Below are 23,901 nucleotides of genomic sequence, written 5' to 3'. Positions count from 1 at the left end.
TGGGTTTGTGCGGGTTGGGGGGGGGGGTTTGGGTGGGCAGGACACGCCGTAAACCAGTCCATGGGGGCTCGTTGGCGCCATGGATGGCGCCATCGAGCCCCCATGGACGGGTTTACGGCGTGTCCTGCCCACCCACACCGCCCCGCCCAACCCGCAGAAACCCAGAGCCGCTTTGGCTTTGGCTCTGGCTTTGGCCTCTGCAGGTGCAGGGCGCAGCCCTGCAAAGAAAAAGCCGCCTTTCGGCGGCCTTCTCATTACTTCAGCTTGATCTCGCGCAGGCGTTCCTCGAGAAAGCCGTGGGCGGTGATCGGCTCCGGGTACCGGCTCGGGTTCTCGGCGGTGATGCACGACGGCAGCACGTCGATCAGGAAGTCCGGGTTCGGGTGCAGGAAGAACGGCACCGAGTAGCGCGGCTGGCGGGCCAGCTCGCCCGGGGGGTTGACCACGCGATGGATGGTCGACGGGTACACGTGGTTGGTCAGGCGCTGCAGCATGTCGCCGATGTTGACCACGATGGTGTCGGCATCGGAGGTGAACGGCACCCACTCGCCCTCGTGCGACTGTACTTCCAGGCCAGCCGCGCTGGCACCGACCAGCAGGGTGATGAAGTTGATGTCGCCATGCGCACCGGCTCGCACGTTCGGAATGTCGTCGGTGGTGATCGGCGGGTAGTGGATCGGGCGCAGGATCGAGTTGCCGAAGTTGGTCTTGTCGGCGAAGAAGTCTTCCGGCAGACCAATGTGCAGGGCCAGCGCCGAAAGCACGCGCGAGCCCAGGTTGTCCAGCGCCTGGTACAGGCCGTAGCCGCGCTCACGGAAGCCTTCGACCTCGGTCGGCCACAGGTTCGGTGCCATCACGTCGCGGTACTTGGAGTCATCGGCGATTTCACGGCCGATATGCCAGAACTCCTTCAGGTCGAAGTGCTTGGAGCCCTTGGCGGTTTCCACCCCGAACGGGGTATAGCCGCGGGCGCCGCCGCTGCCGGCCACATGGTACTTGCGCTTGACCTCGTCGGGCAGGGCGAAGAAGGCCTTGAAGGCATCGTAGGCCGCGTCGATCTCGGCCTGCGGAATGCCGTGGTTGCGGATGCCCGCGAATCCCCATTGGCGGTAGGCCGCGCCCAGCTCGGCCACGAAGGCGTCGCGGTCGCTGTCAAAACGGGTGATGTCGAGGGTGGGGATCTGGCTCACAGCGGTTCCTGGCTTGTCGTTGGTCTTGGGGGGCCCGCGCATTCATGGCCCGCCTGAACATTGTGACAGATCGCCCGGCGGACGCTACCCGATGCCAGGAAACAAACCGATACAATGCGCGACCCGCGCGTACTTTAACGAATCCCTTACGTTGCCGCTGCGCGTTCAACACGCTCCAACCGTGCCCTCCCGACCCGCCCGCATCATGCCCAACGCTTCAGACACTGCGTCCGTCACCCTCGCCGGCCCTGCCCTCCGTTGGCGCCGGCTGGCGTGGTGGTCGCTGTTCGTGGCCGGCAACGCGGTCATTGCGGCGCTGATCATCCTGGGCAACGTGCCGCTGCAGGACAATCCTGGCGGCCGCCAGGGCCTGGCCTACCTGGCGATCGCCCTGCCCGGCCATCTGCTGGCGTTCGGCGCGCTGGCCGGCCTGCTGCCCCTGCTGCTGGGCCTGTGGTCGCGCAGCGCGCGCACGCTGAGCCTCAGCGCGGTGCTGCTGCAGGGATTGTGGCTGTGCCTGCTGCTGGTCGATGCCAAGGTCTTCACCCTGTACCGCTTCCACCTCAATGCCATGGTGGTGAACATGGTGTTCGGCGGCGCGCTGCAGGACCAGGTCGCCCTGTCGTGGAAGACCTGGTTGCAGGTGGGTGTACTAGTGGCCGCCATCTTCACCGCCGAAAGCCTGCTGGCCTGGGCCTGCTGGAAGCTGCTGCCGGCCGCGCCGCGCCGGCGCCGGGTGCTGCAGGCATGGGCGCTGGTGGTCGTGCTGATGGCCAGCGGCCAGGTCGCTACGGCCTACTACGACGCGCGCGGCGACCGCGATGTGATCGCCCAGTGGAACTACCTGCCCTGGGCCCAGCCGATCACCGCCAAGAGCTTCATGCGCAGGCTGGGCGTGGTCAGCGAACAGCAGGTCGGCCTGCCCGATCCGCGCCATGCCCAGCTGCTGTATCCGCTGCAACCGCTGCGCTGCCAGAACCCGCACCGCCCCAACGTGTTGATGGTGGTGCTGGAATCGCTGCGGCACGACGCCCTCATCCCGCAGGTGATGCCCAATGCCTCGGCTCTGGCCCAGTCCGCACGCGTGTACGACCGCCACTTCAGCACCGGCAATGCCACCCGTTACGGCTTGTTCGGCCTGCTCTACGGCCTGCCGGGCGGCTACTGGCCGAGCATGCTCGACGAACAGCGCGGCTCGCAGCTGTTCAAGGTGCTGCAGCAGCAGGGCTATGACCTGCATCTGTATGGCAGTGCGCCGCTGTACAGCCCGGAATTCGACCGCACCGCGTTCGCCGACGTGCGTGACCAGCTGCACCAGGGTCCATCCGCGCTGGGATCGGAAGGTCGTGACCGCAGCATCGTGGCCTCGCTGCGCAACGACATCCGCACCAGCCAGGCCGCGCATACGCCGTGGTTCGGCTTCGTTTTCCTTGATTCCACCCATGCGCCGTACCACATCCCGGCAGGCTATCCGCCGCTGGCGACGCCGATGGCCGGCGAAATCGACTTCCTGAAGTTCGGCCCGGACCACGATCCGACCCCCGAGTTGAACCGCTACCGGACCGCGGTGCACTACGCCGACAGCTTGCTGGGCACGCTGCTGGACGATCTGCGCATGCAGGGCCTGGAGCAGGAGACGATCGTGCTGGTCACCGGCGATCACGCCGAAGAATTCAACGATCTCAAGCTGAACTACTGGGGCCACAACGGCAACTTCTCCGACTACCAGCTGCAGGTGCCGTTCGTGCTGCATTGGCCCGGCCAGGCCCAGGGACACGAAACGCGCACCAGCTCGCATGAAGACTGGGTGCCGACGTTGATGCGCCATGCGCTGGGCTGCGAGAACGCGCTGTCCGACTTCAGCACCGGGCAGGACCTGCTGGCCGAGCCCGCAGGCGAGCGCGCCCTGGTGGTGGAGAGCTGGTCGCAACGCGCCGTCCGCCACGGGAACGCCATCTACGTGTTCGACAAGTTCGGCAACGCCACGGCACTGGACCTGCACTACCGCCCGTTGCCGCAACAGACCCCGGATGCCGCTGCCGTCCGAACCGCCTGGGAAGCGCTGACCCGCTTCCGCAACCGCTGACTAAGAAGGATCGCCCCATGAAACGCCAACTGCGCATCCTGCACACCGAAGCCGCCAAGGGAATGGGTGGCCAGGAGATCTACATCTTCCGCCACATGCAGGCCATGCGCGCGCGCGGCCATGTGGTGTCGCTGCTGTGCCAGCCCGACGCGCGGCTGGCACAGCTGGCCCGCGATGATGGCTTTACCGTGCACACTCTGCGCATGGGCGGCCTGGCGCGCCTGCTGCGAGGCATCTGGTCGGTCTCGCGGCTGGTGCGCCGCGAACGCTACGACGTGGTCAATACCACCAGCCGTCGCGACGCGCTGATCGCCGCCGCCGGCGCCCGCCTGGGCGGCACGCCGCTGGTGGTGCGCTCGCGCCACCTGATGAGCCCGGTCAACTCGTTGCTGACCTATACCGGCCTTCCGCACCGGGTGCTGACCGTCAGCAGCTTCGTCAAGCAGCTGCTCACCGATCGCGGCATTCCAGCCGAGCACATCGGCATCGTGCCGCCGATCGCGGTACCGCCGCGCTGGAGCGACATGCGCCTGGAAAACCCTTGGCAGCGCCTGCAGGAGGTACGCGCCGAAGTGCGCGCCGAACTCGGTTTCGGCGAGCAGGACGTGGTGGTCGGCTGCGTGGCGGTGCTGCGTGAACCCAAGGGCCATGCCGACCTGCTGCAGGCGATGGTCCCGCTGTGCAAGGCCAACCCGAACCTGCACCTGGTGGTGGTGGGCGATGGCCAGGCGGTGATGGAGCGGCTGCAGGCGATGTGTGCCGAGCACGGGCTGCAGCAGCAGGTCCACCTGCTGGGCTACCGCGACGGTGCCTGCCGGCTGATGGCCGGCTTCGACATCTTCGCGCTGGCCTCGCACAAGGAAGCTGCCGGCACCGTGTTCCTGGAAGCGGCCTATGTCGGCGTGCCGATCGTGGCCACACGGGTCGGCGGCGTGCCGGAGATGGTGGTCGATGGGAGCAACGCAATCCTCACGCGTTTGGGCGACAATGCAGCCCTGACCGGCGCCCTGCGCCTGCTGGTGGATGATCCGGAACGACGCCGGCAGATGGGCCGCGCCGGCTGGGACTGGATGCGCAGCGCACACCGCTTCACCCCGGCCGGCCACGGCGAAACCACCGAACATTATTACCAGCAGTGGCTGAAGGAGCTGGGACATGGCTGATGCCCGAACCGTACCGGTGCTGATGCACCACCACGTCAGTCCGTCGCCGGGCATGATCACCGTGTCACCGGAAAACTTCGAGAGCCAGATCGCGTGGCTGGCCGATAACGGCTGGACCTCGCTGACGCTGGAGCAGTACGCCGGTTTCCTGGCCGGCACGCCGGTACCGCGCAAGTCGATCGTGATCACCTTCGACGATGGCTACCTGGACAACTGGGTGTATGCACACCCCATCCTGCAGAAGTACGGCATGCACGCCGTGGTGTTCGTGGTGACCGGCTGGATGGGTGAAGGCCCGGAACGTCCGCACGCCGGCATCGCCGGGGCAACGCTGCCGGCCACGCCGGACCATCGCGGCTGCGAGGCGGCGATCTACGAACAGGGCCGCAGCGATGACGTGATGATGCGGTGGAGCGAAGCGCGCGCGGCCATTGCCGCCGGCACCTTCGAAGTGCATTGCCACACCCACACCCACACCCGTTGGCTGCGCCGCGATGATCTCGACCGCGCGCAGCGCCGCGCGGGCCTGAGCCGGGACCTGGCGATCTCACGCGAGGTGCTGCAGGACAAGCTGGGCGACGTGTCGGACACGCTGTGCTGGCCGTATGGCGACTTCGACCAGGACCACATCGAAGTGGCACGCGAGCACGGCTTCCGCTACCTGCACACCACCCACCCGTTCGGCCGCAACGTGATCGGCGGCGACCCGGAGCGCATCTACCGCTTCGCGATCCGCAACCGCCCGGCCAGCTGGCTGCGCAAGCGCATCGCGCAGAGCTACAACCCGCTGATCGCGCCGCTGTTCAATGGCTTCAAGGCGCGCCAGAAGAAGATGGCGCCGGGGCCGTAACGCAATGGCCGCCGTGCGCGCGCAGGCGCGGGAGGCCTGCGTCGGCCTCAGAAGAAGCGACCGTACACGACCTGCACGATCTCGCCGCTGCGGGTATTGATCAGCAGTGCGTCCGGCCCGTAGCGCACCCATTCAAGCCCCATCGGCGGCACGTCCAGGCCGAACAGCCAGAAGTCGTTGAGGATGTAGTCGCCCACCCAATACGGGCGCGGCAGGATCTGGCCATAGTGCCAACGCTGATAGGCGTAACCGACCGGCGGATGGTACGGACCGATCCGGAACGCATGGTCGGCGCGGAAGTTGTGCCGGTACTCCTCGCGGAACGCCGGCCGAGCATTGCCGAGTTCGCGCGGGCGCTCCATCCTTGGATAGCCCCACGGGGCGCGCATCGGTTCTTCGCGCGGCACCGGCAGGTGTGGTCCGCCTTCGGGGCGACGTTCGGCGCTGGCGACGGAGACGCCACCCAGCAATGGCAGCACCAGCAGCGCACCTGCCAGCAGGCAGCGGCTGTAGCGCAGTGAGGTGTTCATGGCCGTGATCCTTGCAATGAAGGAAGAAGAATGGAGCAGGAACGGCTCCGACCGGTTTCCGGACTACACAGGCGCTGCGTAGAAGCCAGGAACCTTGATGCCGGGAATACGCCGGGCATCGTTTACGCCACGTCACAAAGCACATAGCCGCAGCTGAACGCCATCTCAGCTCGCGATCGGTTCAGGCAGCCCGCCCGGATAACAACATGGCCGCGAATGCGGCCATGTCGAGGTGACGGAATGCACCGTCGGCTGGCTCAGGCCGCTGCTTCACGTACCGCAGCGGACAGGCGATCCAGCGTTTCCTGCATCAGCACCGCATCATCGGCTTCGACCGTGACCCGCACCACCGGCTCGGTGCCGGACGGACGCAGGAAGGCGCGGCCACGACCGGCCACCGACTGCTGCGCGACGGCCAGTGCGGCCTGCACACTGTCGGCCTGCACGGTGGCTTTGGCGGAAACATTGCCCAGGCGCACGTTGACCGTCTTCTGCGGTACCCGCAGCAGCCCCTTCAGCGACTGGCGCAGGGTCTGCCCGCTGTTGCGCAGTGCCACCAGCACCTGCAGGGCGCTGACGATGCCATCACCGGTCGTTGCCCGGTCCAGGCACAGCAGGTGACCGGAGGCTTCACCACCGAGCACGCCACCGCCTTCGATCAGCGCCTGGTGCACGTAGCGGTCACCCACGTTGCTGCGCACGAACGGAATCTGCAGATCGGCAAATGCCTTCTCGATGCCGTAGTTGCTCATCAGCGTACCGACCACCGGACCGCGCAGGCGGCCTTCGGCCTTCCATGCGCGTGCCAGGATGTACAGCAGGTCGTCGCCGTCGACCGGGTTGCCCTGGTCATCGGCCATCAACACGCGGTCACCGTCGCCGTCGAAGGCGATGCCGAGATCGGCGCGGGTTTCGCGGACCTTGGCGGCCAGGTTGTCGATATGGGTGGAGCCGACGCCGGCGTTGATGTTGACGCCGTTGGGCTCGGCACCGATGCCGATCACTTCGGCGCCCAGTTCGCGGAACAGCAGCGGCGCGATCTGGTAGGTGGCACCGTGGGCGCAATCCAGCACCAGACGCACACCGCGCAGGTCGAAGGCGCGCGGCACGCTGGCCTTGCAGAACTCGATGTAACGGCCGACCGCCTCGCGCGCGCGCGCCGCCTTGCCCAGCTTTTCCGATTCGGCGGTGGTGAACGGCACGTCCAGCGCCGCTTCCAGGGCCAGCTCGGTGGCATCGTCGAGCTTCTCGCCCTGGGCGGAGAAGAACTTGATGCCGTTGTCGTAATGCGGGTTGTGCGAGGCGCTGATGACGATGCCGGCATCTACGCCCAGCGTGCGGGTCAGGAATGCCACCGCCGGGGTCGGCATCGGCCCCAGCAGCTGCACGTCGGCGCCGGCGGCCACCAGCCCGGCCTCCAGCGCCGCTTCGAACATGTAGCCGGAAATGCGCGTGTCCTTGCCGATCACCACGATCGGACGGCGCCCGTCCTGGCCGCGCTGGGCGACCAGTACACGCCCCAGCGCATTGCCCAGGCGCAGCACGAAATCGGCCGAGATCACACCCTCGCCGACCCGCCCGCGGATGCCATCCGTACCGAAGTACTTGCGGCTTCCCATCACGCGGCCTCTGGCGCCGGCTGGCGGCCCAGCATCGCCAGAAGATCGGACAGGCGGTCACGCAGTTCGCGACGGTCGCAGATCTGGTCGATGGCGCCGTGCTCCAGCAGGAATTCCGAGCGCTGGAAGCCTTCCGGCAGCTTTTCGCGCACGGTCTGCTCGATCACGCGTGGGCCGGCGAAGCCGATCAGTGCTTGCGGCTCGGCGATGTTGATGTCGCCCAGCATCGCAAACGACGCCGACACGCCGCCGGTGGTCGGATGGGTCAGCACCGAGATGTACGGCAGGCCGGCTTCACGCAGCTTGCCCAGCGCGGCCGAGGTCTTGGCCATCTGCATCAGCGAGAACAGGCCTTCCTGCATGCGCGCGCCGCCGCTCTGCGAGAAGCACACGTAGGGCGCGCCAATCTCGACCGCGGTTTCGGCCGCCAGCGCGAAGCGCTCACCGACCACCGAGCCCATCGAACCGCCCATGAAGGCAAAGTCGAAGGAGGAGGCGACCAGCGGACGGCCCTTCAGCAGGCCGCGCATGGCGATCAGCGCGTCGTACTCGCCGGTGTTCTTCTGCGCGATCTTGATGCGCTCGCTGTACTTCTTCTGGTCCTTGAACTTGAGCAGGTCGGTCGGGCCCAGGCGCGCACCGATCTCGGTGGTGCTGTCGGCGTCGAACAGTGCCGCCAGGCGCGCACGCGCACGGATGGCCATGTGGTGGCCGCACTTCGGGCAGACCTCCAGGTTCTCTTCCAGTTCCGGCCGGTACAACGCGCTGCCGCAGCTGCTGCACTTTTCCCACAGGCCCTCGGGGACGCTGCGCTTCTTGCTGGGGGTGTTGTCGGTGCGGATGCCAGACGGCATCAACTTGCTGAGCCAACTCATGCGGGAGGACACTTCCGTTCAGGGCGGCCCGGGGGCCGCAAAGGCGGACAGTCTAGCTCCGCTTTCCCCGCCCGTGCACCCCTTGCCGGGCGTCGGGCGGGCGGAAAAAACCATGCTGGTACGTACGTTTAGCGCGGCAACGCTGTGCGGGGCATGCAGCTGCCGATCAGCGGCCCGCACCACCGTCAGGCGTCCAGCGCCTGCCGCAGCGGGGCCAGGAAGGCCAGCGCGCGATGGGCAGCGTCTTCAGCCGAACCGGCTTCGGCCAGCGCCGCAACCAGCGCACTGCCGACCACCACGCCGTCCGCCTGCCGCGCCATCGCCGCGGCACTGGCTGCATCCTTGATCCCGAAGCCGGCCACCACCGGCACTGCCGCGCGTTCGCGCAGGGCGTGCAGGCGGGCACTGGCGGCATCGCTGTCGAGGCGCTCGGACGCACCGGTGACGCCGGCGAAGCTGACGTAATAGAGGTAGCCACGAGCCAGCGTCAGCAGCTTGTCAGCGCGCGCCTCGCTGGTGGTCGGCGACGCCAGCAGGACCAGCGCCAACCCCGCCGCATCGAACGCCTGCTGCGCCTCACCGGCTTCTTCCGGCGGCAGATCGACCAGCAGCACGCCATCCACGCCGGCCTCGACGGCCGCCTTGGCAAATGCGGCGTAACCGTGGATCTCCACCGGGTTCAGGTAGCCCATCAGCACCACCGGCGTCTGCGCATCGCGCTCCCGGAACTGCGCCACCGCCTGCAGCACGTAACGGCTGCCGGCGCCGCGCGCCAGCGCGCGCTCGGAACTGCGCTGGATGGTCGGGCCGTCGGCCATCGGGTCGGAGAACGGCACGCCCAGTTCGATCACGTCGGCACCGGCCTCGACCAGCGCGTGCATGACCGGCACGGTGGTGTCCAGCCCGGGGTCACCGGCGGTGACGAAGGGAATCAGTGCCTTGCGCCCAGTGGCGCGCAGGCGGGAGAAACAGGCATCGATACGCTCAACGGACATGTCAGGTACATCCTTCAATCAGGTCAACGGCGCCGCTGGCGCCCCAGTACATTCTCGATACAACGCCATCGACGATCTCCACGCGGATCGCCAGGTCCGAGCCCGGGTCCTGCCAGAGCAGGCTCTCGCCCGCTTCCGGATCTTCGCCGTACGGCTGCGCGGTGGCGCCGCGCGGGAGCAGCTGCAGCGCCTCTGCGCGCGCCATGCCCAGGCGCAGGCCGAACGGCCCCGGCTGGATCACCACCTGCCCGGAGTCGTCGATCGGGGCCAGGTCGAAGCGCACCACGTCGGCATCCTGCACCATCATCGCCACGCCTTCCGGCAACGTGCCGCGCTCGTAGTACTCGCAGCGTCCCTGCGTGGCCTCGTGCAGCCCGGCCGAATGCCACGCGCCCTCCGCTTCGACTTCGCTGAACCGCTGGCCGATCAGCACGTCCCCTGCATGGTCCAGGGCCACCGAGACCACGGCCGGTGCGCTGTCTTCATCGGCCTGCGGGGTGACCACCGGCGCAGGCGCGTCGTCGATCGGCCGATGCGCCATGTCGTCGTTGCTGGCCGGGCGCTGCGCCGGCGCGATCGCTGCCGGCGCTGCCGGTGCCGGTGCCAGCACCGGCGGATCGGGCGGCGTGCATGCCCCCAACCCTACCGCCAGCACCAGCGCGCCGCCGTGGCGCAGCACCGGATTCACAGTTCCAGGCCTTCACGCGCGGCGATGGTGTGCACGTCCTTGTCGCCACGGCCGGACAGGTTGCACAGCACGATCTGGTCGCGCGGACGCTCCCGTGCCAGCTTGATCGCCTGCGCCAGCGCATGGCTGGATTCCAGCGCCGGCAGGATGCCTTCGGTATGCGCCAGCAGATGGAAGGCCTGCAACGCTTCCTCATCGGTGATGCCGAGGTAGCGCGCGCGGCCGGTATCAGCCAGGAAGGCGTGCTCCGGGCCCACGCCGGGATAATCCAGGCCGGCCGACACCGAGTGGGTCTCGATGATCTGGCCGTCGTCATCGCACAGCACATAGGTGCGGTTTCCATGCAGCACGCCCGGGCGGCCGGCCGCGATCGACGCGGCATGGCGGCTGGTGTGGATGCCATCACCGGCGGCTTCGGCGCCGACGATCTCGACCTGGCGGTCGTTGAGGAACGCATGGAACAGGCCGATCGCGTTGCTGCCACCGCCGACGCAGGCGGTGATCGCATCCGGCAGGCGGCCGTACTCGGCCAGCATCTGCTCGCGCGCCTCGCGGCCGACGATGGCGTTGAAGTCGCGCACCATGCGCGGGTACGGGTCCGGGCCGGCCACGGTGCCGATGATGTAGAAGGTGTCCTGCACGTTGGTGACCCAGTCGCGCATCGCTTCGTTGAGCGCATCCTTCAGGGTGGCCGAGCCGGAGGTGACCGGCACCACCGTCGCCCCGAGCAGCTTCATGCGGTAGACGTTGATCTTCTGCCGCTCGATGTCCGTGGCGCCCATGTACACCACGCACTCCAGGCCCAGCCGTGCGGCGACGGTGGCACTGGCCACGCCGTGCTGGCCGGCGCCGGTCTCGGCGATGATGCGTTTCTTGCCCATCCGCGCGGCCAGCAGGGCCTGGCCGATGGTGTTGTTGATCTTGTGCGCGCCGGTGTGGTTCAGGTCCTCGCGCTTGAGCATGATCTGTGCGCCGCCGACGTGATCGCTCAGACGCTGGGCGTGGTAGATCGGGCTCGGCCGGCCCACGTAATGGGCCAGGTCGCGGTCGTAGGCGGCCTGGAATTCCGGATCCTGGCGGGCCTGGTCATAGGCCTGGGCCAGTTCCTGCAGCGGGCCGACCAGGGTTTCGGCAACGAAGCTGCCGCCGTAGCGGCCGAAGTGGCCTTGGGCGTCCGGGAAGGCGTGGTAGTCGGCAATGGGGGAGGCAGACATGGATACGACCGGTGGTTCAGACAGATGGATACTCTAGCGCACGGATCGTGACCGGAAAATGGATATTATCTGGCGTATATCGTCAGGAAATCTCACATGAGTCGTTCCCTGCTGCCTCCACTCAATGCACTGCGCGCGTTCGAGGCCACGGCCCGTCTCGGCGGTGTTGGTCGCGCCGCGCAGGACCTGCACGTCACCCACGGTGCGGTCAGTCGGCAGTTGAAGCTGCTGGAAGATCACCTTGGCCTGGCGTTGTTCCAGCGGGCCGGTCGTGGCCTGCGCCTGACCGTCGCCGGCACCCGCCTGCAGGCGGCCTGCGGCGAGGCCTTCAGCGGCATCGAAGACTGCGTGCGCGAACTGCGACGGCCGGCAGCCTCTCCAGCGCTGGTACTGGGCTGCAGTGGCAGCGTGCTGGCGCGCTGGATGATTCCACGCCTGCCAGCGCTGCAGGCCGCGCTACCCGGCGTGCGCCTGCAGTGGTCGGCGCTGGATGGCAGTTTCACCGAAGCGCAGGCGGCGCTGGACGCCGTGCTGCTGCTGGCGCAGGGCCCGTGGCCACGGGGCTGGCAGGTACGCGAGTTGGCACCGGAACGGGTTGGCGTGGTGGTGGCGCCATCGCATCCGGCGGCGCAGCGCCTGCGGCATGCACTGCCCTCGGCGCTGCTGCAGGAGACGCTGCTGCACACCAGCTCACGCCCGCAGGCATGGCCGGCATGGGCACAGGCGTACGACCTGGACGTGTCGAAGCTGCAGCTGGGCACCGCCTTCGAGCACCTGTACTACCTGCTGGAAGCCGCGGTAGCCGGGCTGGGCCCGGCGATCGCGCCGGAACCGCTGGTGGCCGAGGATCTGGCGGCAGGCCGCCTGGTCGCGCCCTGGGGATTTGCCGCCACCGGCGGCTTCTGGGTACTGGCATGGCCGGATGGCCCGCCCAACTCGCGCGTGGAAGCACTGGCGGACTGGGCGAGCCAGCAGCTGCGCTGACAATGAAAAAGGGGGCGGAGGGGATCAAGTCGTAAGTGGCACAAACGACTTGATCCCTTCGGCCTCCATTCTTCAGCTGGCGGCGGGGGTGGCCAGTCGCTGCTGCAGGTCTTCACGCAGGCGCGACAGTTCCACTTCCGCCTGCTGCCGCTGCTGCATCCCCTCACGATGGATGCTGCGCACTTCTTCCACGGTGGCGATCAGCTGGTCGTGAACATGGCGCAGCGTGGCCACGTCGATCACGCCGCGCTGGTTGCTGCGTGCGGTATCCACCGAGGCCTGGCGCATCAGGTCCGCGTTGCGGCGCATCAGTTCGTTGGTCGCGTCGTCGATGGCGCTGGCCAGTTCCGCGGCGGTCTTCTGCTCGCCCAGTGACAACTGGATCGCGAACTGGCGCTTCCACGACGGGATGGTGATCTCGCGGACCGTGTTGAACTTCTCGATCAGCTGCAGTGCATTGGCCTGGATCAGGCGGATCATCGGCAGCGACTGGTCGGCGGCATGCTGCATCAGCTGCAGGTCGGACACCCGCTTGTCGATCAGGCGGATCGCATTTTCGACCTCGCCCAGGCGGATCCGCTGCTGCGGGTCCTCACTGCCCTGCCCGGCCAGCTGCTCGGTCTGCAGTTCGGCCAGCCGCTGCTTGCCCGCAGCGGCATACAGACCCAGAGCATGGCGTTCCTCACGGACGATATCGTGCATGCGGTCGAACTCGCCCACACGCTTGCCCATCAGCACCTGCTGCGCGCCGACGTCTCCCAGCAGCTGCTCGATCTGCGCATTGGTGTCGCTGAACTTCTGCACCAGTTCACCCTTGGATGCGCGCAACCGATCGATCAGGCCTCCAATCAACGGCACCCTGGAACGCTGCGCGAATCCGTCGAGCTTGAGGCTGCGCGCGATGCGCACGACTTCACCCAGCTTTTCACCACTGGCATCGAGATCACGATTGCGCACCTGGTCCAGCAACTGGCTGGAGAAGGCGGCCGTGCGGTTGGCGGCGTCGCGACCGAACACCTGCAGGTTGCCCGGGCGCAGGTCATCCAGCTCCCGGCGGATCTCGGCGATACGCGGCAGATCCTCATGGACCAGGCCAAGTGCCTTCAGCGTGCCTTCGTCGAGCGTGGAAACGGCAGTGTTGGCGGGTACCAGCGTGCCGGGGCTCTGACTGTCCTGGACCATCGGGCGATCTCCTTGAAATAGGTAAGCGGCTGTGGCCGATTCAGCGCAGTCTAGCCTGAGCGGCCGCAACCTCGTCATCGATCTGGGCGTGCAACGCAGCCGCCTTCCCCGCCAATGCAGAGCCTGCGGCGCTCTGGTCGGCCAGTGCGGCCTGTCGCCAGGCGGGCAGCAGGACATCATGGATGCGCGCGAAGCGCTGCAGCAGCACAGTGTCCTGGTCCAGCAGGAGCTGCCATTGACCGGCTTCGGCGCGATGCAGGGTCGCCAGCCGGCGCAGGTGATCCAGCCGTTGCGACAGCGCGGCATGGCCAGACGCATCACACTGCGCCAGCCGTGATGCGCCCAGCTCGGCCCAGGCGTCCAGTGCTGTGGCCGCCTCTAACCGTTCAACGATGGCCAGGGCTCGCTGCTGCTGGTAATGCTGCAGGTGCTGGGCCTGCTCGCGCGCCTGCAGCGCCAGCACCCCCAATTGTGACTGCAACGCGTGCGCTTCCACCTCGCGGTCGACATCGCGCCCAAGCAGGCGCCCCCACCAGCCTTCCTGTCGCCGGATCTGCGCAGGGTTCCCCGCCTGCAGGGCCAGAGCGATACGCGCCAGCGCGGCCACCAGGCCTTCACCCGCAACCGAGGGCAACGTGGCGGCCCGCTGCGCAAGTGCCTGCAGCAGCGGCGTACCGTAATCGGCCAGCACGGCGATATCGGTCGTGTCCGGCAACACCGGTGACGGCAGTGGCGCCTGCGGCATCACGGCTGCGCCGGCGGCTGCGGTGTCGATGCCAGGCCGCCCTCGCTGTCTTCCGGCGGCAGCGATTCGCCGTAGAAGTGACGCATCAGTGCTTCATCCAGTGCGCGTTCTTCCGGCGTCGTCGCACGGCGTACGCGTGCACGCGGCGGCACCGCGCCGCTGGCGCCGCCGCGCTCGACCTGCTGCCGCGCCCAACCGGCGAACGCCGCCAGGGTCTGCGACACCTGTGCCTGCTGCGCCTGTGATGCCACCAGCAGTTCAACCAGAGGCGCCAACCCGGCCTGCAGGTCTTCGGCCAGCGGCGTGGCCGGCGCGCCGTGGGCAACCGCGACCGGCTCCGGCGCAGCGGGTGCAGGGCGTGTTTCGGAGAGGCGCTGCAGCGCCTCCAGCAATGCCGGCCACGGCGCTGGCTCGGCGACGGCAGCGGGGGCTACCTCCGGCGCCGCCGGCGGCAGCTGCAACGCGCTGGCGATGTCCGCCAACTGCGCGACCACGCGTCCACCGACATCGCTGTCGTCGGCGCCCATGGCCTTGTTGCGCAGGAAATCACGCTTGATCTGAGCCCAGCGCTGCGACTGCACCTCATCCAGCACGCCGCGCAGTTCGGCCAGCTTCAGCAGGTTCTCCTCGGCGCCGGTGGTCAGCAGCTGCGCCTCGCCGAGGTAGTGGTCGGAGATCAGCTGCTGCAGCTCATCCTCGTTCATTACCGGCGAGATCTTCTCCGCCAGCTTGTTCATGTTGCGGTAGCTGCCCTGCAGCCGGAACGGCGGCTCGGTACGGTAACGATCGTCCTGCGCGGCACTGGCGATGTACTGCTGGTTGACCCGGTAGACCACGTCGCGAACGCGCAGCATGCGCTGCAGGGTGGCGGTGATCTCGTTGATCTCCGCGCTGCTGTATGCGTGGCTGAGGCCGTTGGTGGATACGTCCTTGCCCGTCGCACGATCGACCAGCACGTACAGGTCGGCCATGTCACGCGTGGCGAGCGGCGCCAGTACCGGGTTGGAGGTCAGGCTGTTCTCGATGTAGCTGAGGGTGAACGCCGCTTCCATGCCTCCCAGCACATCGCCGAGGTTGTAGATATCGGCACGGTTGGCCAGCATGTCCGGAATCTTGAACACCTCGCCGGACTCGGTGTACGGGTTGCCGGCCATGACCACGCAGAACTTCTTGCCGCGCATGTCGTAGGTGCGGGTACGGCCACGCCACACGCCTTCGATGCGCCGGGTGCCATCGCACAGCGAAATGAACTTCTGCAGGAACTCGGGATGGGTGTGCTGGATGTCGTCGACATACAGCATGGTGTTGTTGCCCATCTCCAACGCCAGGTTGAGCTTCTCCAGTTCCTGCCGGGAGGTCGCGTCGGGCGCCTGCGCCGGGTCCAGCGAGCGCACCTCGTGGCCCAGCGCCGGGCCATTGATCTTCATGAAGACCAGGCCCAGCCGGTGCGCCACGTATTCCATCAGCGTGGTTTTGCCGTAGCCCGGCGGCGAGATCATCATCAGCAGGCCCATCAGGTCGCTGCGCTTGTTCTCGCCGACCGTACCCATCTGCTTGGCCAGGTTGTCGCCGATCACGCCCAGGTAGACGTCGTTGATCAGCTTGTTGCGGACGAACGAAGACAACGGCCGCGCCTTGAATTCGGACAGGCGCAGCGTCTGACGCTCGCGGGCGATGATGCCCTGGCGCACAGCCTGGTAGGCATGGAAATCAGGCACGAAGCGCTTGAGATGGTGCTGCAGGCGCGCCAGGAAATCGTCCAGCGACAACGACAGGGTGCCGTTGTGGATACGCGGGTGTTCGCCGAGCAGGCCCGGCACGTCCACCCGCAGTGGCGCGTCGCTGGCACGCGTGCGCAGCTGGCGCTGCACCAGCAGCAGCGCAGCGGCCTCGTCGGCGTACCCGGCATGCGCGGCCTGTGCCGGCACCCTGGCCAAGGCACGCAGCCATTGCCCGGCCAGCGCCCAGCGCGCGGCCAGCGGATCCTGCGTGCGCTGCAGCGCGCGCTCCAGCGCATCGCGCTGACCCGCCTGCTCCAGCTGCTGCGCCAGCGCCTCCAGCAGGGCCAGCGCATGCTTGCTGGTGCTGAATACCGGCTCGCCGCCGACCAGCTCTTCGCCCAGGTAGGCCGCTGCCGCCTCGGCCGCTTCAGCATCGAAGGGCAGCGCCTGCGCGTGCGCGAAGGCACTCAGCGCAGCCGCCATTTCCGCGCGCAGCGCCGTGCGCCCTTCATCCGACCCGAACAGGCGGGCGATGGCCTCGGCACCGGCCTGGCGGCTGGGCCACTGCACGACCGCCTCCTCACGCTGTTGCGACGCCCAGAACAGCAGCGCCAGCGCGCGTACACGCGGGGCATGCCGCAAGGCGCCCGCCGACTGCTGCAGGGGCAGCAGCGCGCGCAGGATCAGCGCAGCGTCATGGTCGTGGATGCCGCGCTCGTAGCCTTCGCGGTAACGCGGCGCGGCAAATGCACGCACGCGCTGGTCCAGGGCCTCCGGTTCGGCGGCGTCGTGCAGCAGTTGCGGCAGATCCAACCCCTCGTGCCCTGCCTCGGCGGCGCGCAACAGGCAGCCGGCCAGATACTCACCGCGATAGATCGCGTCGGATTCCGAATCCAGCGTCACCTGCCAGAACGGCTTGAGTGCCTCCAGTTCCGGGTCATGCAGCGGTTCCAGGAAGTCGGTGCCGGTGAGGTGGATGGCGAGCGCGTCGCCGCGCGGCAGCAGGGTCAGGTCCAGTGCCTGGGTGTTGACGCTGAAGCGATGGCGCGGGCCAAGCCGGACCACATTGCCGCCGGCTTCGTACAGATCGCTGCGGTCGCGCAGCTGGCGCACGGCCTGGTCGCGCACGCCCTTCAGGCGCGCCTCGATATCGTCGGCCTTGACGTTGTCATGCAAAGCGCGCAGGCGTTCGGACAGCTCACGCAGCTTGAGGATCAGTGGATCGCCGGCAAAGAATGCATTGAGTTCATCGGCACTGGCGAAGCGTTCGGTGCGCTTGGCCAGGCCATCGAGGATGCGGTTGGCCGCATCGAGGACCGAGCGCGCCTTGCGTTGGCGATCGTCCAGCAATGCCTGCTTGTGCGTCTCGAAGGCTTCGACCAGCTCTTCGCGCTTGCTGAGGATGTCGCCGAGGAACTGCTCGTGCTCGCCGAACTGGCTCTCCAGTTCCTCCAGCTGCACCAGCAGGCGCGACAACTGCTCGTCGGCGCGCTCCGGGTCGGTGGCCAGCGCCAGCGCGCTGGTGATCGACTGCGAGAACAGCGCGAACTGCGCGGCGAACTGCGCCACGGCCTCGGCCGAACCCAACGATCGACGGCGCTGCTCAGCGCGTGCGCGGGCCTGGTTGAGGCGGCCATACAGCACCGAGATCAACTCGACCACGCGGGTGCGTGCAGTGGCATCGTCCACCTTCAGGCCAGCCATCAGCTCGGACAGCATGTCCAGGTCGGCGGCCATGCCGCGCAACCCTTCCAGCTGCTCGTCCAGCTGGCGGGCACTCTGTGCCTGCTGCGCGGCCTCATCCAGCGCCTGCAACCGCAGGGTCAGCGGCGCCAGCGCGGCCTCACCCGCCAGGAACTCACCAGTAGCGGCGCCGACGCGATCCTGTGCCTGCACAAGCTCTGCAGCCATCGCCTCGATGCGCGCGGTATCGATGTAGCGCAGCTCGCGGATGGTCAGCAGCCGTCCGCGCAATGCGGTGATGGCATTGAGGGCCTCGACGAACGCCTGCACCTCGTTCCAGTTCTGTGGCTGCAACCGGCCGAGCAGCGCCTTGTGCGCGGCCTCGGCCTCGACCATCGCCTGCGCCGACTGCTGGCGGATCGACTGCACCTTCTCGTATTCGTCCAGCACCGATTCGCCGGTGGCGCTGATCTGCCGCAGCAGCGCCTCGGCGCCATCGCAGGCCTCGTCGCCCAGCCAGTGGTGGGTATCGAACAGGCGCCGGGTGTCGGCCACCAGGCGCTGGTAGCGCTGTACCGACACGTCCTGGCCGTCGATCTCGCGCGCCAGGTTGAAGAGGTTGGAGATGCCGCGCACCAGTTCGGCATTGCCGATGCGGCCCATGAAGGTGTTGCCGGGCGGGCGGCTGGCGGCGAACTCATCGCTGCTGAAAGGCGTCTGCCAGACCTGCATCGGATGGATGCGGGTTGGTTCGCTGCCTTCGGCATGGAACAGCACCATGCGCCCATCCTGCAGGAACGCATAGCCGTGGCCGAACACGGGATTCTGCAGCACGCGCTGGATGGTGTTGTAGACGAACAGCGCCGAGCGACCACCCTCGCGTTCGTAGAAGATGTACAGCACGTCCTCGCCGTTGGGCGAACGGATGCTGCGCTTGAACTGCATGCCGGCCATCGAGGCATCGAACGCCTTGTGTTCGCCGCCCTGCAGGTAGTAGCCGCCCGGGAAGATCACGCCGTGGTCTTCGGGCAGCTGCACGCAGGCCTGTACGATCGCATCGTTGCGCACGATGTCGCCGGTCAGCGTGTTGTAGATCAGGCCGCGCCACACCGTCTCCCGGTACGGCAGCACCTTCAGCAGCAGCAGCGAACCGACGCGGGCGAATTCGAACTGGGCGTCGTCCAGCGACTGCGTGCTGTCCTCGACCGGTTCGCTGTAGATGCCCTGCCCGGTCTCGGTATTGTTCTCCACCTTGATGGTGAGGTCACCGCCGGTGGTTTCCACGAACAGGGTATCGAGGATGTTCAGGTGCGAATGGCGGCCGCTGACCGCCAGGTCACGCGTGGCCCGGGTCCATTCGAAATCGAACGGCGGTGGCAGGGCGATATCGCGTTCGCCACGCGCGTCGAGGTAGGTCAGCTCGCCTTCGCGCGACAGCGCCCAGCGGAACACACGCACGTCACTGCTGCGCTCGCCGATCTGGAACGAAGCCAGCAGCTTGTCGCCGACCACGATCAGCTGCAGCAGGCGCGCGTGCTTGTAGTAGGCGTACAGCTCGTTGAAGTCGTGCACGAAGCCGGGCTGGTCGAGGAAGCTGCCCTTCAGCTCCAGCGCAGCGACGTCGTAGCCGTCACTGCCCTGCACCAGCCGGTACAGGCCGAACACATCCTCGATGCGGGTATGGGTTTTCAGACCGATGAAGACGTTGTAGCCGAACAGCAGGCGGTCCGGGCCCACCTGCACGATGTCGCGGCCGACGCAGTTGTTCTCGCTGCGGATGCGGAAACGCCCGATCACTTCCAGCCGGCTGTCGCCGAACTCGGCCAGGCGTTGGCGGTTGAGCGTTTCGGCCAGGCCCTGCAGGCGCTGGCCCTGTTCGGCCAAGCGGCGGCGCAGGACTTCGTAGGCGCCGCCCTGGGCAACGGCCTGGTCGACGGTATTGCCGCCGGCCTCCGCTGCGGTGGATTCAGCGGTCGGTTGGGTTTCAGACATCAGCAGGCTTCCGGCTCACGGGCGGACGGCCGCGGTTGCGGCCGGCGCGGGCGGGCGATGGCGGCGTGGCCATCGCCCGATGCATCAACGGGCGCTGTCGACCACGGTGGCCGACACGGTCGGCACCGCTTCGGCATCCTCGGCGATCTGGCGCGGTGCCGGCTCGGCCACGGCCACGCCAAGGTAGCGCTGCATCAGCTCCTGCACGATCGGGCTCTTGCCGGCAAAACCTTCGATCGACTTGCCCAGCGACACCGCCTTGACCAGGTTCTCGAACATGCCACCGTCGCCGCCGACCAGATCGATGTCGGCGTTGCGCAGCGCGCTGGCGATGACGTTGGCGTTCTCGCGCGACACTTCCTTGCCCGCTTCGATCGAGGCCAGCGCCTGCTTCAGGCTGTTGTCCAGCATCATGCGGAACTCTTCGTGGCCGCGCGCCTGGTCGCTGAGCGAAGCAATCGCCTCGAACTTGCGAACCAGGCCCTCGGCCTCGGCCAGCAGCTTCTTCTGCACCACGCCGGCTTCGGCGTTGCCCAGCGATTCGGTGGCGGTGGCACGTGCCAGGCCCATCTTCTCTTCGCCCTGGGCCTGCGCCTGCAGCGTCTCGGCCAGCACACGGGCCTCGTTGCTGCCCTGCTTCAGGCTGGCTTCCGCCTTGGCCTCGATCACGCGGGCTTCGGCAATGCCGACCTTTTCGATGGCCAGCGCAGAGGCTTCACGCACCTGCGCTTCGGCCAGCCCGGGTGCGGCCTGTTCGGCGCGGAGCGCGTCGGCCAGCAGGCGCTTGGCCTCGGCCTGCTTGCCAGCGGCTTCGTGCTCGGCCTGGGCCAGGGTGGTCAGCTCCACTGCACGGTGCTTGGAGGCGGTTTCGCGGGCCTGGGCTTCCTTCACTTCGCGCACCAGCGCTTCCTGAGCCTTGGCTTCGGCTTCCAGGATCAGCACCTGCTTCTGGCGGTCCGCTTCGGAGACCTCACGCACTTCCTTGATGCGCTCTTCTTCCTGCGCCACGGTCTTGTCGATGGAGATGCGTTCGCGGGTGATGTTGGCCACGTCCATCTTGCCCTGCTCGACCACCTTGTCACGTTCCACGCCCTGCAGCTGGACCTCACGATCGGTGGTGACCTGCTCCAGCTGGCGTGCGCGCTCCACGCGCTCGGCTTCGATGGCCACCGCGCGCTGGCGATTCTGCTCGGCCACTTCCACCTCGCGCAGGCGGTTCTGGTCGCGGATTTCGATCAACTGCTGCGCTTCGATGCGGGCGTTCTCGGACAGCTGGCGCTGTTCTTCCTGCACCTTGGCGGTCTCGGCTTCCTCGCGCGCGCGGATGGTCTCGATCTCACGCTTCTGCCGCGCTTCGGCTTCGGCCTGCTGGCGCTCCAGCGCCAGCAGCGCTTCGCGCGCTTCCACGTTCTTCTTGGTGATGGCCAGCTTCTCGTTCTGCTCAAGCTCGTTGGTCACCACATTCTGTGCGGCGGTCAGCTCGGTGATCTTGCGGATGCCCTGTGCGTCAAGGATGTTGAACTGGTCGAGCAGCGCCTTCGGCGTCTGTTCCAGGTAATCGATGGCCACGTCTTCCAGCACATAGCCGTTCAGGTCGTTGCCAATCACCGCGATGATCTCGTCGCGGAACTCCTGGCGCTTCTCGAACAGTTCGGTGAAGTCGAACTTCTTGCCGACCGTCTTCAATGCTTCGGAGAACTTGGCATTGAACAGCTCGTCGACGGCGTGCTTGTCCGAGGCACGGTCGGCGCCGATGGCCTTGGCCACGCGCAGCACGTCGGCCTGGGTTTCATTGACCCGCAGGTAGAAGGCCACGGCGATGTCAGCACGCATGTTATCGCGGCAGATCAGGCCTTCCTTGCCACGGCGGTCGATCTGCAGGGTGATCAGGCTGATCCGCATCAGCTCGGCGCGGTACAGCACCGGGATGATCAGTGCGCCGGTGAAGTGCACTTTCGGCGTGGAACTCATGTCGTTGACGATGAGCGCCACGCCCTGGTCGACCTTGCGATAGAAGGCCTTGAACAGGCCGGCCAGGCCGAGCAGCGCCACCAGCAGAACGGCCACGCCGATCAGGAAGGGGGCCATGGTTGCCAACGTCATCAGTGATTCTCCTTGTTGCCCGGAAGCAGGTTGTCCTGGAAATCGAGGGCGACCGCGTCGGCGCGGACTACCCGGTAATGGTGCTGATCGGCCACGTGCTCGATCAGCACGATGCGCTCGCCACGCTGCAGTTCGATGTCGCTGCGCACCTGCAGCACCAGCCCGGCGCCGCCATCGTCGACAGTGGCATGACCGCTGCGTGCGTCCACCTTCGGCGAGGCGACCATGCCGGTGCGCCCCAGCAGCGAGGCCTGGGCCACCGGCCGCAGGCGCAGCAGGAAACGGCGGATCGGGCGCAGCAGCAGCGCGGTCAGCGGTATCGCCGGCACGGGGGCGAGCACGGCCACGACTGCGCCGATCGTCCAGCGCAGCAGATCCGGCAATGGGAGCAGTACGAAAAGATGGATGAAATAGGTCAGCGCCCAGCCGAAGAAGCCCAGCAGGGTGACCACGACCATGACCGGTACGCCCCCCAGGCCGAAGCGCTGCAGCAGGGCCGACAGGCCGCTGAGATCGTTGCCGCCGTCCAGTGCGCCATCGGCACCAAGGTCGCCGAAACCGTCATCAGCCAGGCCAAAGGCGGCCAGCCCCCAGTAGACCAGCGCTACCGCCAGCACGATGCTGTACGGCAGGGTCGGGAAACCAAACACGACGGTGAGGAATTCCTGCATCGCTTGCCTTCCTGGGCTGAGGGCGGCGGTCGCCCGTTCGAGACGCGCATAACGCGCCCCGTCGATCTCCGCGCCGGCCCTCATGGCAGGCGCGCCAGGGTCCATCCTATGTGAAGAATACGTGCAGGCTCAAATCCAGCCGCAGATCACGGCAAAAAAAGTGACACCGATCACTCGAGAACCGTGCAGTCTGCGCGGCGCACTTCTTCAACGAAGGTGCGCATCTTGTAGCCATCCTTGATGCCCGGCTCCAGCTCGATGCCGCTGGACACGTCCACGCCCCAGGGCAGCGTGGCCAGCACGGCATCGTAGACATTCTCCGGATTCAGGCCACCGGCCAGCAGGAACGGCCGGTGCAGGCCGGTCGGGATGCGGCCCCAGTCGAAGGCCACGCCGGTACCACCACCGCCACCGGGCGCGTGGCTGTCGAACAGGAACCCGGCCGCGCTGGGGTAACGCAGCTGCAAGGTGCGCGCATTGACCTCTTCGCGGCCGCCCATGGCAATCGCCTTCAGGTACGGCATGTTGAAGCTGCGGCAGAAGCTCTCGTCTTCCTCGCCATGGAACTGCAGCAGGGTCGGCCGAACGGTGCGCAGTACCTCGCGCACTTCTTCCTTGCTGTTGTTGCGGAACAGCGCCACCACGTCGACCATCGGCGCGATCGCCTGGCGCATCGCGCGTGCTTCGGCCGGGGCGACCCGGCGGCTGCTTTCGCGGGCAAAGATGAAACCCACTGCGTCCACGCCCAGCTCACCGGCCAGGCGGACGTCGCCGGCACGGGTCATCCCACAGAACTTGATGCGCGTACGGTAGTAGGAACGGCTCATAGCGTGACCTCGGCGGGCAGATGCCAGTTGTCGGGGTACAGGGGCCCAAGGAACACCAGGCCCTGCGGCGGTGCGGTGGGACCGGCTACGGTGCGATCGCGCCCGGCCAGCAGTTCAGCGATCCAGTCCACCGGTTTTTCGCCGCTGCCCACCAGGATCAACGAACCGACGATATTGCGGACCATGTGATGAAGGAATGCATTGCCCTGCACAGCCACTTCAATCACCTCGCCCTGGCGGCTGACCTGCAGCGACTGCAGCTCGCGCCGCGCGTGCAGCGCCTGGCACTGCACCGAGCGGAAGGCGCTGAAGTCGTTCTCGCCGAGCAGGGCCTGGCCGGCGGCGTGCATCAGGGTTTCGTCCAGCAACCGCCGTTCCCAGCTCAGGGTCTGCCGGTCCAGTGCCGGCCGCACTTCGCGGTTGAGCAGTCGGTAGCGGTAGCGGCGCGCGCGTGCCGAGAAGCGGGCGTGGAAATCGCCGGCCACCGGCACGCACCAGCGCACCGCGATCGAGCGCGGCAGTCGGGTGGTGGTGCCCAGCATCCAGGCACGCGGGTCCCGCACCACGTCGGTGTCGAAATGGACGACCTGGCATTGGCCGTGCACGCCGGCGTCGGTGCGGCCGGCGCAGACCACCTGCAGCGACGCATCGGCCACCGACGACAGGGCCTGCTCAAGGCTGGCCTGTACGCTGGGGCCACCCTCTCCCAGGTTCTGCCAGCCCCTGAAATCGCTGCCGTCGTACTCGACGCCAAGCGCGTAACGCATGTGCTACCTCGATATT

General features: G+C 67.4%; 18 protein-coding genes. 4 read left to right on the top strand and 14 right to left on the bottom strand.

Annotated features, from left to right (window positions below; genetic code table 11):
* Nucleotides 1-254: 254 nt before the first annotated feature.
* Nucleotides 255-1,232, bottom strand: a complete 978-nt coding sequence (locus QZ853_RS12175) for a 2-oxoglutarate and iron-dependent oxygenase domain-containing protein (protein ID WP_295573446.1) — start codon at nt 1,230-1,232, stop codon at nt 255-257.
* A gap of 163 nt (nt 1,233-1,395) precedes the next feature.
* On the opposite strand from QZ853_RS12175, the gene QZ853_RS12170 reads away from it, so the two are divergent.
* The 3 genes from QZ853_RS12170 to QZ853_RS12160 are packed head-to-tail and all read left to right on the top strand — an operon-like array spanning nt 1,396 to nt 5,289.
* On the top strand, nt 1,396-3,276 hold the full coding sequence (locus tag QZ853_RS12170) for a sulfatase-like hydrolase/transferase (RefSeq protein ID WP_295573443.1): 1,881 nt from the start codon (nt 1,396-1,398) through the stop codon (nt 3,274-3,276).
* A gap of 17 nt (nt 3,277-3,293) precedes the next feature.
* Nucleotides 3,294-4,439 (top strand): glycosyltransferase family 4 protein, encoded by a 1,146-nt coding sequence (locus QZ853_RS12165; RefSeq protein WP_295573440.1) that lies wholly within the window; start codon nt 3,294-3,296, stop codon nt 4,437-4,439.
* Entirely contained in the window at nt 4,432-5,289 is an 858-nt protein-coding gene (locus QZ853_RS12160) for a polysaccharide deacetylase family protein (protein ID WP_295573438.1), read from the top strand. The genes QZ853_RS12165 and QZ853_RS12160 overlap by 8 nt, the downstream gene beginning before the upstream one ends.
* 47 nt (nt 5,290-5,336) lie before the next feature.
* Here the strand turns inward: QZ853_RS12160 and QZ853_RS12155 are convergent, their stop codons facing one another.
* The 6 genes from QZ853_RS12155 to trpB all read right to left on the bottom strand — a co-directional run bounded on the left by QZ853_RS12155 (nt 5,337) and on the right by trpB (nt 11,210).
* The gene (locus QZ853_RS12155; RefSeq protein ID WP_295573436.1) at nt 5,337-5,819 is read right to left on the bottom strand and encodes an RcnB family protein; all 483 of its coding nucleotides are present in this window, start codon (nt 5,817-5,819) and stop codon (nt 5,337-5,339) included.
* Nucleotides 5,820-6,076: 257 nt separating this feature from the next.
* On the bottom strand, nt 6,077-7,438 hold the full coding sequence (gene glmM / locus QZ853_RS12150; protein WP_295573434.1) for a phosphoglucosamine mutase: 1,362 nt from the start codon (nt 7,436-7,438) through the stop codon (nt 6,077-6,079).
* On the bottom strand, nt 7,438-8,313 hold the full coding sequence (gene accD, locus QZ853_RS12145) for an acetyl-CoA carboxylase, carboxyltransferase subunit beta (protein WP_295573432.1): 876 nt from the start codon (nt 8,311-8,313) through the stop codon (nt 7,438-7,440). Before accD ends, glmM begins: the two co-directional genes overlap by 1 nt.
* Before the next feature lie 185 nt (nt 8,314-8,498).
* Complete coding sequence (trpA, locus tag QZ853_RS12140) at nt 8,499-9,308, bottom strand: tryptophan synthase subunit alpha (RefSeq protein ID WP_295573430.1); 810 nt, start codon at nt 9,306-9,308, stop codon at nt 8,499-8,501.
* 1 nt (nt 9,309) lies between these two features.
* Entirely contained in the window at nt 9,310-9,996 is a 687-nt protein-coding gene (locus QZ853_RS12135; protein ID WP_295573428.1) for a hypothetical protein, read from the bottom strand.
* Nucleotides 9,993-11,210: a tryptophan synthase subunit beta gene (trpB, locus tag QZ853_RS12130; RefSeq protein ID WP_295573426.1), complete on the bottom strand. Its 1,218-nt coding sequence runs from the start codon at nt 11,208-11,210 to the stop codon at nt 9,993-9,995. The genes QZ853_RS12135 and trpB overlap by 4 nt, the downstream gene beginning before the upstream one ends.
* A 96-nt stretch (nt 11,211-11,306) precedes the next feature.
* On the opposite strand from trpB, the gene QZ853_RS12125 reads away from it, so the two are divergent.
* Nucleotides 11,307-12,194, top strand: coding sequence for a LysR family transcriptional regulator (locus QZ853_RS12125; RefSeq protein ID WP_295573424.1), 888 nt, complete (start codon nt 11,307-11,309; stop codon nt 12,192-12,194).
* A 72-nt stretch (nt 12,195-12,266) separates the two neighbouring features.
* Here QZ853_RS12125 and QZ853_RS12120 read toward each other — a convergent pair whose 3' ends face one another.
* The 7 genes from QZ853_RS12120 to truA all read right to left on the bottom strand — a co-directional run bounded on the left by QZ853_RS12120 (nt 12,267) and on the right by truA (nt 23,885).
* Complete coding sequence (locus QZ853_RS12120; protein ID WP_111112480.1) at nt 12,267-13,376, bottom strand: toxic anion resistance protein; 1,110 nt, start codon at nt 13,374-13,376, stop codon at nt 12,267-12,269.
* Nucleotides 13,377-13,416: 40 nt separating this feature from the next.
* Nucleotides 13,417-14,121: a hypothetical protein gene (locus QZ853_RS12115; protein ID WP_295573422.1), complete on the bottom strand. Its 705-nt coding sequence runs from the start codon at nt 14,119-14,121 to the stop codon at nt 13,417-13,419.
* Nucleotides 14,121-19,517: a DNA repair ATPase gene (locus QZ853_RS12110; protein ID WP_295573420.1), complete on the bottom strand. Its 5,397-nt coding sequence runs from the start codon at nt 19,515-19,517 to the stop codon at nt 14,121-14,123. Before QZ853_RS12110 ends, QZ853_RS12115 begins: the two co-directional genes overlap by 1 nt.
* Nucleotides 19,518-19,601: 84 nt before the next feature.
* On the bottom strand, nt 19,602-21,620 hold the full coding sequence (locus QZ853_RS12105; protein WP_295573418.1) for a hypothetical protein: 2,019 nt from the start codon (nt 21,618-21,620) through the stop codon (nt 19,602-19,604).
* Nucleotides 21,620-22,291, bottom strand: coding sequence for an OB-fold-containig protein (locus tag QZ853_RS12100; protein ID WP_295573417.1), 672 nt, complete (start codon nt 22,289-22,291; stop codon nt 21,620-21,622). The genes QZ853_RS12105 and QZ853_RS12100 overlap by 1 nt, the downstream gene beginning before the upstream one ends.
* A gap of 170 nt (nt 22,292-22,461) precedes the next feature.
* A complete protein-coding gene (locus QZ853_RS12095; protein WP_049429515.1) occupies nt 22,462-23,118 on the bottom strand; it encodes a phosphoribosylanthranilate isomerase in 657 nt (218 codons plus the stop codon).
* A complete protein-coding gene (truA, locus tag QZ853_RS12090) occupies nt 23,115-23,885 on the bottom strand; it encodes a tRNA pseudouridine(38-40) synthase TruA (RefSeq protein WP_295573415.1) in 771 nt (256 codons plus the stop codon). The genes QZ853_RS12095 and truA overlap by 4 nt, the downstream gene beginning before the upstream one ends.
* Nucleotides 23,886-23,901: the final 16 nt, after the last annotated feature.

Source organism: uncultured Stenotrophomonas sp., from assembly GCF_913778665.1.
In the GTDB taxonomy this organism is placed as follows: Bacteria; Pseudomonadota; Gammaproteobacteria; order Xanthomonadales; family Xanthomonadaceae; genus Stenotrophomonas.
The sequence above is the reverse complement of the archived record's forward strand: the minus strand, read 5'-3'. Positions and strand labels throughout refer to the sequence as shown.

Coding starts and splice junctions, on each gene's coding strand:
- QZ853_RS12120 (WP_111112480.1), bottom strand. CDS start 13,376: ATGGTCCAGGACAGTCAGAGCCCCGGCACGCTGGTACCCGCCAACACT.
- QZ853_RS12100 (WP_295573417.1), bottom strand. CDS start 22,291: ATGCAGGAATTCCTCACCGTCGTGTTTGGTTTCCCGACCCTGCCGTAC.
- QZ853_RS12170 (WP_295573443.1), top strand. CDS start 1,396: ATGCCCAACGCTTCAGACACTGCGTCCGTCACCCTCGCCGGCCCTGCC.
- trpB (WP_295573426.1), bottom strand. CDS start 11,210: ATGTCTGCCTCCCCCATTGCCGACTACCACGCCTTCCCGGACGCCCAA.
- QZ853_RS12105 (WP_295573418.1), bottom strand. CDS start 21,620: ATGACGTTGGCAACCATGGCCCCCTTCCTGATCGGCGTGGCCGTTCTG.
- glmM (WP_295573434.1), bottom strand. CDS start 7,438: ATGGGAAGCCGCAAGTACTTCGGTACGGATGGCATCCGCGGGCGGGTC.
- QZ853_RS12110 (WP_295573420.1), bottom strand. CDS start 19,517: ATGTCTGAAACCCAACCGACCGCTGAATCCACCGCAGCGGAGGCCGGC.
- QZ853_RS12095 (WP_049429515.1), bottom strand. CDS start 23,118: ATGAGCCGTTCCTACTACCGTACGCGCATCAAGTTCTGTGGGATGACC.
- QZ853_RS12155 (WP_295573436.1), bottom strand. CDS start 5,819: ATGAACACCTCACTGCGCTACAGCCGCTGCCTGCTGGCAGGTGCGCTG.
- trpA (WP_295573430.1), bottom strand. CDS start 9,308: ATGTCCGTTGAGCGTATCGATGCCTGTTTCTCCCGCCTGCGCGCCACT.
- truA (WP_295573415.1), bottom strand. CDS start 23,885: ATGCGTTACGCGCTTGGCGTCGAGTACGACGGCAGCGATTTCAGGGGC.
- QZ853_RS12125 (WP_295573424.1), top strand. CDS start 11,307: ATGAGTCGTTCCCTGCTGCCTCCACTCAATGCACTGCGCGCGTTCGAG.
- QZ853_RS12175 (WP_295573446.1), bottom strand. CDS start 1,232: ATGCGCGGGCCCCCCAAGACCAACGACAAGCCAGGAACCGCTGTGAGC.
- accD (WP_295573432.1), bottom strand. CDS start 8,313: ATGAGTTGGCTCAGCAAGTTGATGCCGTCTGGCATCCGCACCGACAAC.
- QZ853_RS12115 (WP_295573422.1), bottom strand. CDS start 14,121: ATGCCGCAGGCGCCACTGCCGTCACCGGTGTTGCCGGACACGACCGAT.
- QZ853_RS12165 (WP_295573440.1), top strand. CDS start 3,294: ATGAAACGCCAACTGCGCATCCTGCACACCGAAGCCGCCAAGGGAATG.
- QZ853_RS12160 (WP_295573438.1), top strand. CDS start 4,432: ATGGCTGATGCCCGAACCGTACCGGTGCTGATGCACCACCACGTCAGT.